Source organism: Pseudomonas sp. NBRC 111127 (assembly GCF_001320345.1).
GTDB classification, from domain to species: Bacteria; Pseudomonadota; Gammaproteobacteria; order Pseudomonadales; family Pseudomonadaceae; genus Aquipseudomonas; species Aquipseudomonas juntendi.
In genome coordinates this window covers 18,866-27,352 of the sequence record NZ_BCBD01000071.1, presented here as the reverse complement: position 1 = coordinate 27,352, position 8,487 = coordinate 18,866, and the positions used below count along the sequence as shown (strand labels likewise).

The following is an 8,487-nucleotide window of genomic DNA, read 5'->3' as shown; positions in this document are numbered from 1 at the left end:
ATGCTTCAAGAGCCCGCAGAGCGCTTCAGTTTCAGCCCCGGCGTTCTTCTTCACGCAACGTCAGCACTTCGAAACCGTCGTCCGTCACCGCCACCGTGTGCTCCCACTGCGCCGACAAGCTGTGGTCGCGGGTAACCACCGTCCAGCCATCTTTCAGTTCGCGCGTGCCGCGCCCACCCTGGTTGATCATCGGTTCGATGGTGAACACCATGCCTGGCTTGAGCTTCATGCCCATGCCGCGCTGGCCCACGTGCAACACCTCCGGTGCTTCATGCATCTGCTGGCCGATACCATGCCCACAGTATTCGCGCACCACGCTGTAGCCCGCGGCCTCGGCATGGGCCTGCACGGCGTGGCCGATGTCACCCAGCGTGGCCCCAGGGCGCACCTGCTCGATGCCTTTCCACAGCGCTGCATAGGTGGTGTCGACCAGGCGGCGGGCGTCGTCGCTGATGGTGCCAATGCAGTACATCTTCGAGGCGTCGGCGATGTAGCCGCCCTGTTCCAGGGTAATGTCGACGTTGACGATCGAGCCTTCCTCAAGCACCTCGTCGGCCCTGGGTATGCCATGGCACACCACATGGTCCACCGACGTATTGAGCGAGTAGGGGAACCCGTACTGGCCCTTGCTCGCAGGCCGGGCCTTGAGCGTTTCGACAATGTAGGCTTCGGCGCGGTCGTTGATTTGCAGGGTGGTCACGCCGGGGCGGATGAAGTTGTCGAGGTCAGCGAATACCTGGGCCAGCAACTGGCCGGCCCGGCGCATCAGCTCGAGTTGGGCGGGGGTCTTGAGGATCACCTGGGGCATGGGGAAAGGGCGGTTGCTCATGCTGGAATTTGCCCCAGCATAGCGCCAGCGGGTGTGAAGTTGCCACCGCATGGTGCGCAGGGTGCGCACGGTACGCCAGAGCGCGGGCGTGGTAGAAGCGTCTGCTCCAGCTGGCCCACTAATTGCTGGCTACCTCCCATCCCGGGCCATCAACGTCGACAGCCCGCACATTCTCACGACAAAGGCGCCGTGTTGCCCCCGCTTGCTGCTGCAGGCCGGGGCAGCCGGCGCCTTTTTGCGTTTCCACAGGAGCCCGCCCATGGTCAATAACGAAGTGCGCAGCGTATGCCCGTATTGCGGGGTTGGTTGCGGCATCGTCATGAGCGTTGCCGATGGCAAGGTCGGCAAGATCAGCGGCGACAAGCAGCACCCCAGCAACTACGGCCGGCTGTGCACCAAGGGCCTTACCGCCCACTTGCCGCTGACGGCGGCCGGGCGCATGGAAGACGCCTACCTGCGCCAGCAACGCAACCAGCCGCCAGTGCGCGCCAACATGGACCAGGCAATTGCCGAGAGTGCTAAGCGCCTGCGTGGCATCATCGACCAGCATGGGCCAGACGCCGTAGCGCTCTACGTGTCCGGGCAGATGTCGCTGGAGGCCCAGTACCTGGCCAACAAGCTGGCCAAGGGTTTCATTCGCACCCGCCACATCGAGTCCAATTCGCGCTTGTGCATGGCCAGTGCCGGCAGCGGCTACAAGCTGTCGCTAGGCGCCGACGGCCCGCCTGGCAGCTACGAGGATTTCGAGCACGCCGATGTGTTTCTGGTGATCGGTTCGAACATGGCTGACTGCCACCCGATCCTGTTCCTGCGCCTGCTCGACCGGGTCAAGGCGGGGGCCAAACTGATCGTCGTCGATCCCCGGCGCAGCGCCACGGCCGACAAGGCCGACCTGTTCCTGCAGCTGCGCCCCGGCAGCGACATGGCCTTGCTCAATGGCCTGCTGCACCTGCTGCATCGCAATGGCCACACCCAACCGGACTTTATCGCCCGCCATACCGAAGGCTGGGACGACATGCCCGCCTTGCTCGATGACTACAGCCCCGAACGGGTGGCCGCCATCACCGGGCTGGCCGAGGCCGACATCGTCAAGGCCGCGGAATGGATCGGCAGCGCCGGCAACTGGATGAGCTGCTGGACCATGGGGCTGAACCAGAGCATTCATGGCACCTGGCACAGCAATGCCATCTGCAACCTGCACCTGGCCACCGGTGCCATTTGCCGCCCTGGCAGCGGGCCGTTCTCGTTGACCGGCCAGCCCAATGCCATGGGCGGCCGCGAAATGGGCTACATGGGGCCCGGCTTGCCCGGCCAGCGCTCGGCGCTGGTGGCGGCCGACCGTGCCTTCGTCGAACAGCAGTGGCAACTGCCACCCGGTAGCCTGCGCAGCGAAGCCGGCGAGGGAACGGTGGCCCTGTTCGAGCAACTCAAGGCCGGCGAGGTGAAAGCCTGCTGGATCATCTGCAGCAACCCGGTTGCCAGTGTCGCCAACCGCCAGCAGGTGCTCGACGGCTTGCGCCAGGCCGACCTGGTGATCGCCCAGGACGCCTTCCTCGACACCGAAACCAACCGTTACGCCGATATCCTGCTGCCTGCTGCGCTGTGGGCCGAAGGCGAGGGCGTGATGATCAACAGCGAACGCAACCTGACCCTGATGCCCCGCGCTGTCGAGCCGCCCGGGCAAAGTCTGCCGGACTGGCAGATCATCGCCCGTGTGGCCTGCGCGATGGGCTATGGCGAGGCCTTCGACTACCCGAACGCCGAGGCGGTGTATGAGGAAATTCGCCGCTTTCACAACCCGGCCACCGGCTATGACCTGCGTGGCATCAGCTATGCCGACCTGCGTCAGCAACCCCGGCAGTGGCCCAGCGCCCCGGGGCGCGAGCAGCACCGCAGCCCGCTGCGTTACCTGAACGATGGCAGCAGCCAGGCGCTGCTGCTCGATGACCAAGGGCAGCGGCCGGCCATCGCCTTCCCCACGGCCAGTGGCAAGGCACGCTTCTTCGCCCGGCCCTGGTTGCCCGCCGCTGAGTTGCCGGATGACGCCTACCCCCTGGTGCTCAACACCGGCCGCGTGCAGCACCACTGGCACACCTTGACCAAGACCGGCAAGGTACCGGCGCTGAACAAGTTGGAGCCCGGCCCGTTCGTTGAAATCCACCCGGAAGATGCCGGCCGTTTGGGCATTGCCGAGAAAGACCAGGTGGCCGTTCGCTCGCGGCGTGGGCAGGCCGTGCTCCCGGCGCGTATCAGCGACCGGGTCATGCCGGGCAACTGCTTTGCGCCGTTTCACTGGAACGACCTGGTCGGTGAGCAGCTGGCCATCAATGCCGTGACCTGCGATGCGCTCGACCCTCTGTCGTTGCAGCCCGCATTCAAGCACTGCGCCGTGGCCCTGCAGCGGGTTGCCGGCGAGCGTATCGATGCCCTTGAACTGCACAACTCCGTTGCCGAGCGTGCCAGCATGCCTACCGCCACCTTGTCCCGCCTGTTAGGCCTGGACACCTTGCCGGCCCCGGTGCTGGCCGACGACGAGCGCCACTATCTGCAAGGTTTTCTGCTGGGGCTGGCCCAGGCGCGCGCCGACGCTGTGCCCTGCCTGCCGGCCAGTGCGCCGCTGCCGGCCAGCCGGCGTATGTTCGTTGACGGCTTGCTGGCCGGGCTGTTCGCGACCCCGGCCCAGGCACCGGCCGCGGCGCCAGCCCAGCCGCTGCACCAGGTGGTATGGGCTTCGCAGACCGGCAACTGCGAACTGCTGGCCGAGCGCTGCGCCGAACGCCTGCGCGGCGCAGGCCTGCAGGTGCAGCTCAGTTGCATGCAGGCGACCCGCCCCAGCCAGCTGCGCGGTGCTGCCAGCGTGGTGTTCATTACCAGCACGTTCGGTGATGGCGAGGCCCCCGACAGTGCCGCGAACTTCTGGCAGGCGTTGCAGGGTGAGGAGGGCGGCCACTGTGCTGAGCTGCCGTATGCCGTGCTGGCCTTGGGCGACTCCAGTTATGAGCAGTTCTGTGGTTTTGGCCGCAAGCTGGACCAGCGGCTGGCCGAGCTGGGTGGCCGGCGCCTGCTGCAACGGGTGGACTGCGAGCCCGACTTCGACGAAGTGTTTGCCGGCTGGCTGGAGGCGCTGCTGCCAAGCCTGGGCAGCACCGCCGCGGCACAGCCGGCCGGCGCATCGGCACCCGTGGCGGCTTACACCAAGCAGCGGCCCTGGGCGGCCACCCTGCTGGAAAACCGCCTGCTCAACGGCCCCGGTGCCAGCAAGGAAACCCGCCAGTTGGTCTTCGACCTCAGTGGCAGCGGTTTCACCTACGCCGCCGGCGACGCCCTGGGGGTATGGCCACGCAATTGTCCGGCGCTGGTCGCAGAACTGCTGGCGCTGATGCAACTCGACGGCCAGGCGCTGGTGGAATTGAAGGGCCAGCCCGCCATGCCGCTGGCCGAAGCCCTGCAGGCACACCTGGAAATCGCCAAGGTCACCCCACAGCAACTGCAGGTGTTCGCCGCTAATGCCCCCGACCTGCAGCGCCTGCTGCAGCCTGAGTGCAAGGCCGAACTGCAAGCGTGGTTGTGGGGCCGGCAACTGGTCGATGTGTTGCGCGCCTTCCCGCAGCAACTGCCACTGGCCAGTTGGCTCGCGTTGCTCAAGCCGTTGCAGCCACGGCTGTACTCGATCAGCTCCAGCCCACTGGCGCACCCGCAACAGGTGCACCTGACCGTTTCCACGGTGCGCTACGGTGATCGCAAAGGTGTGTGCTCCAGCTTCCTGGCCGACCGGGCGCAGGCGGTGAAGGTGGCGATTTTCCCGCAGGTGTCGAAGCACTTCCGCCTGCCTGAGGACGATGGTGTGCCGTTGATCATGGTCGGCCCTGGCACTGGCATCGCGCCGTTTCGGGCGTTCCTTGAAGAGCGCGAAGCGCGCGGCGCCAGCGGGTCGAACTGGCTGTTCTTCGGCGAGCAGCACGCTGCAAGCGACTTTTATTACCAGGCGCAATTGCAGGCCTGGCAAGCCACGGGGCACCTGCGGCTGGACACGGCGTTCTCGCGTGACCAGGCGCAAAAGATCTACGTGCAGACGCGCATGCTCGAGCACGGCGCGCAGCTGTGGCAATGGTTGCAGGCCGGGGCGTACTTCTATGTCTGCGGTGATGCCCAGCGCATGGCCAGGGATGTGGATGCGGCCTTGCGGGCGATTGTCGCCGAGCATGGCGGCATGGATGCGGCGGCGGCTGATGCCTACGTCGACGGCCTGAACCAGGCCCGGCGCTACCGGCGTGACGTGTACTGACGTGCACCGCGATGGGCTGCAGTGCACTGTGAATGTGCGCAGCCGATGCCGGGTGGCGGGCGAGCGAGCCCGCTGCTGCAAAGGCCTGGAACGCTGTGCAGGCCCGTGCAGGCGCGGGTTTGCGCGTAACGTGTCCACCCCCGGCAACGGGCTTGGCACACTCCCTGCTTAGCCCATGTAACAACAAAGCCCACTGATCAACGGCGATCAACCGGGCCCCCTACCGTGATGAATACAGGCAAAGGCGCCTGGAGCTTCGGCTCCAGGCGCTTTTTTTTTGATCGAGGATCGGCTTATGAAGGCAACAGCGAGCAGCGGGCAACGAGAGCGACTGGTCATCGTCGGCAACGGCATGGTCGGCCACCACTGTGTCGAACAACTGGTCAGCCGCGGCGCCCTGCAGCAGTTCGAGGTACGGGTGTTCGGCGAGGAGCGCCAGCGCGCCTACGACCGAGTGCACCTGTCCGAGTACTTTGGCGGTAGCTGTGCCGAAACCCTGGCCCTGTGCGAGCACGACTTCTACGCCGCCAGCGGCGTGCACCTGCACCTTGGCGAAGCGGTCCTGCAGATCGATCGCGAGCGCGGCGAGGTGGTTACCGCCCAAGGCCGCTACGGCTACGACCAACTGGTCCTGGCGACCGGTTCCTACCCCTTTGTGCCGCCGATCGAGGGCTCCAGCGGTGATGCCCGCCTGGTCTATCGTACCCTCGACGACCTCGATGGCATTCGCGCTGCCGCCGCCAGCGCCCGCCGTGGCGTGGTGGTGGGGGGTGGCCTGCTGGGGCTGGAAGCGGCCAACGCCCTCAAGTCGCTCGGCCTGGAAGCCCACGTGGTGGAGTTCGCGCCACGGCTGATGCCGGTGCAGCTGGATGGCGAGGGCGGCGCAGCGCTCAAGGCACAGATCGAAGCGCTGGGCGTGGGGGTGCACCTGTCGCGTGCCACTCAGTCGATCAGCCAGGGCGACGCCTACCGTTACCGCATGAACTTCGACGGTGGCCAATACTTGGAAACCGACCTGATCGTGTTCTCCGCTGGTATTCGCCCACAAGATGCCCTTGGCCGTACCTGCGGCCTGGACATCGCCCCACGCGGCGGGGTGGTGATCGACGAGCACTGCCGCAGCAGTGACCCGCGCATCTTTGCCATCGGTGAATGCGCATCGTGGAACGGCAGCGTGTTCGGCCTGGTCGCGCCCGGCTACAGCATGGCGCGCAACCTGGCGGCATTGCTCTGCGGCGAGGCGCCGGTGCCGTTCAGCGGTGCCGACATGTCGACCAAGCTTAAGCTGCTGGGGGTGGACGTCGGTTCGATCGGTGATGCCCACGGTGCTACGCCCGGTGCACGCAGCTACCGCTTCATCGACGAAGCCAACAGCGCCTACCGGCGGCTGGTGGTGGATGCCAGCGGCAAGCATGTGCTGGGTGCGGTGCTGGTTGGCGACAACAGCTATTACGACACCTTGCTGCAGTATGCCCAGAACGGCATTGCCCTGCCGGCCGACCCCGCCGCGCTGATCCTGCCGCAAGGCGGCGCAGCACCAGCGCTGGGTGCCGACGCCTTGCCCGACAGCGCCACCATCTGCTCCTGCCATAACGTCAGTAAGGGTGCAGTCTGTGCCGCCATCGACAGCGGTTGCAGCGACCTGGCTGCGGTCAAGGGCTGCACCAAGGCGGCAACCGGCTGTGGCGGCTGCGCGGCCTTGCTCAAGCAAGTCTTCGAGCATGAACTGACGGCCCGCGGTGTAGCGGTGGACAAAAGCCTGTGCGAGCACTTCGCCTACACCCGGCAAGAGCTGTACGGCATGGTGCGGGTGGAGGGCATCCGCACCTTCAGCGAACTGCTCGCCCGTCACGGCAAGGGCCACACCGGCTGTGACATCTGCAAGCCGGCGGTGGGCAACATCCTTGCCTCCTGCTGGAACCAGCCGATCATGGACCCGGCCCTGGTGCCGCTGCAGGACACCAACGACACCTTCATGGCCAATATGCAGAAAAACGGCACCTACTCGGTGGTGCCGCGTATTCCGGGGGGTGAGATCACCCCGGACAAACTCATCGTGATTGGCCAGGTGGCCAAGAAGTACGACCTGTACACCAAGATCACCGGCGGCCAGCGCATCGACCTGTTCGGCGCCCAGCTGCACGAATTGCCGCTCATCTGGGGGGAGTTGATCGAGGCCGGTTTCGAAACAGGCCATGCCTACGGCAAATCGACCCGTACGGTGAAGTCGTGCGTGGGCAGTACCTGGTGCCGCTACGGCGTGCAGGACAGCGTGGCCATGGCCCTGCGCCTGGAAGACCGCTACAAGGGCCTGCGCAGCCCGCACAAGCTCAAGTTCGCCGTGTCTGGCTGCACCCGCGAATGTGCCGAGGCCCAGAGCAAGGACATTGGTGTGATCGCCACCGACAAGGGCTGGAACCTGTACGTGTGCGGTAACGGCGGCATGCGCCCGCGGCATGCCGAACTGTTTGCCACCGACCTGGATGACGAAACCCTGGTACGCCTGATCGACCGCGTGCTGATGTTCTACATCCGCACTGCCGACAAGCTGCAGCGCACTTCGGTGTGGCGTGAAAACCTCGAGGGCGGGCTGGACTACCTGAAACAGGTGGTCATCGACGACAGCCTGGGCCTGGCCAGCGAACTGGAAGCGCAGATGCAGCATGTGGTCGACCAGTATCAGTGCGAATGGGCCAACGCCCTGAACGACCCTGAGAAGCTCAAGCGCTTCCGGACCTTTGTCAACGACCAGCGCGCCGACCCGGACGTGCACTTCGTGCGTGAACGCGAACAACGCCGGCCTGCCGCGCCGCTGCACCTGATCCCCACTGTCGAGGAGGCTGTCTGATGATGCTGTCCAATGCTGCTGTGAACGAATGCGAGAACTGGCAGGCCGTGTGCCGGGCGCAAGACCTGGTGGCCGACTCCGGTGTGGTGGTGTGGCTCGACGGTGCCCAGGTTGCGCTGTTCTATCTACCTGGCCAAGCCCAGGCGCTGTACGCGGTGGACAACCGCGATCCACGCTCCGGGGCCAACATCATCGGCCGCGGCTTGGTGGGGAGCGTGCAGGGTGAGCTGGTGGTGGCGGCGCCTTTGTACAAGCAGCATTTCAGCCTGCACACCGGGGAATGCCTGGAGGACAGCGGGCAGCGCTTGCGGGTGTGGCCGGTGCGGTTGAAGGGTGACGCGGTGGAACTGGCTGTGGCCTGATTCTCGTGCATTGCCAGTGCCGGCCCTTTCGCGGGCTTGCCCGCTCCTACAGGTACAGCGCAGCCCTCAGGCCCTGCGATGACTCTGTGGGAGCGGGCAAGCCCGCGAAGAGGCCCGAACAGGCAGCGCGACCCGGATACGCCACAGGTGGCGATGCGGTAAG

4 protein-coding genes are annotated in these 8,487 nt (G+C 65.9%); 3 read left to right on the top strand and 1 reads right to left on the bottom strand.

The window, feature by feature from the left end:
• Positions 1-31: 31 nt before the first annotated feature.
• On the bottom strand, positions 32-829 hold the full coding sequence (gene map / locus APH30_RS14650) for a type I methionyl aminopeptidase (protein WP_371262853.1): 798 nt from the start codon (positions 827-829) through the stop codon (positions 32-34).
• Between the two features lie 259 nt (positions 830-1,088).
• On the opposite strand from map, the gene APH30_RS14645 reads away from it, so the two are divergent.
• From APH30_RS14645 to nirD, 3 genes are all read left to right on the top strand, one after another.
• A complete protein-coding gene (locus APH30_RS14645; RefSeq protein ID WP_054912950.1) occupies positions 1,089-5,114 on the top strand; it encodes a bifunctional nitrate reductase/sulfite reductase flavoprotein subunit alpha in 4,026 nt (1,341 codons plus the stop codon).
• 295 nt (positions 5,115-5,409) lie between these two features.
• A complete protein-coding gene (nirB, locus tag APH30_RS14640) occupies positions 5,410-7,962 on the top strand; it encodes a nitrite reductase large subunit NirB (RefSeq protein WP_054912949.1) in 2,553 nt (850 codons plus the stop codon).
• Positions 7,962-8,324 (top strand): nitrite reductase small subunit NirD, encoded by a 363-nt coding sequence (nirD, locus tag APH30_RS14635; protein WP_054912948.1) that lies wholly within the window; start codon positions 7,962-7,964, stop codon positions 8,322-8,324. Before nirB ends, nirD begins: the two co-directional genes overlap by 1 nt.
• The last annotated feature ends 163 nt before the right edge of the window (positions 8,325-8,487 follow it).

Coding starts and splice junctions, on each gene's coding strand:
- map (WP_371262853.1), bottom strand. CDS start 829: ATGAGCAACCGCCCTTTCCCCATGCCCCAGGTGATCCTCAAGACCCCC.
- nirB (WP_054912949.1), top strand. CDS start 5,410: ATGAAGGCAACAGCGAGCAGCGGGCAACGAGAGCGACTGGTCATCGTC.
- nirD (WP_054912948.1), top strand. CDS start 7,962: ATGATGCTGTCCAATGCTGCTGTGAACGAATGCGAGAACTGGCAGGCC.
- APH30_RS14645 (WP_054912950.1), top strand. CDS start 1,089: ATGGTCAATAACGAAGTGCGCAGCGTATGCCCGTATTGCGGGGTTGGT.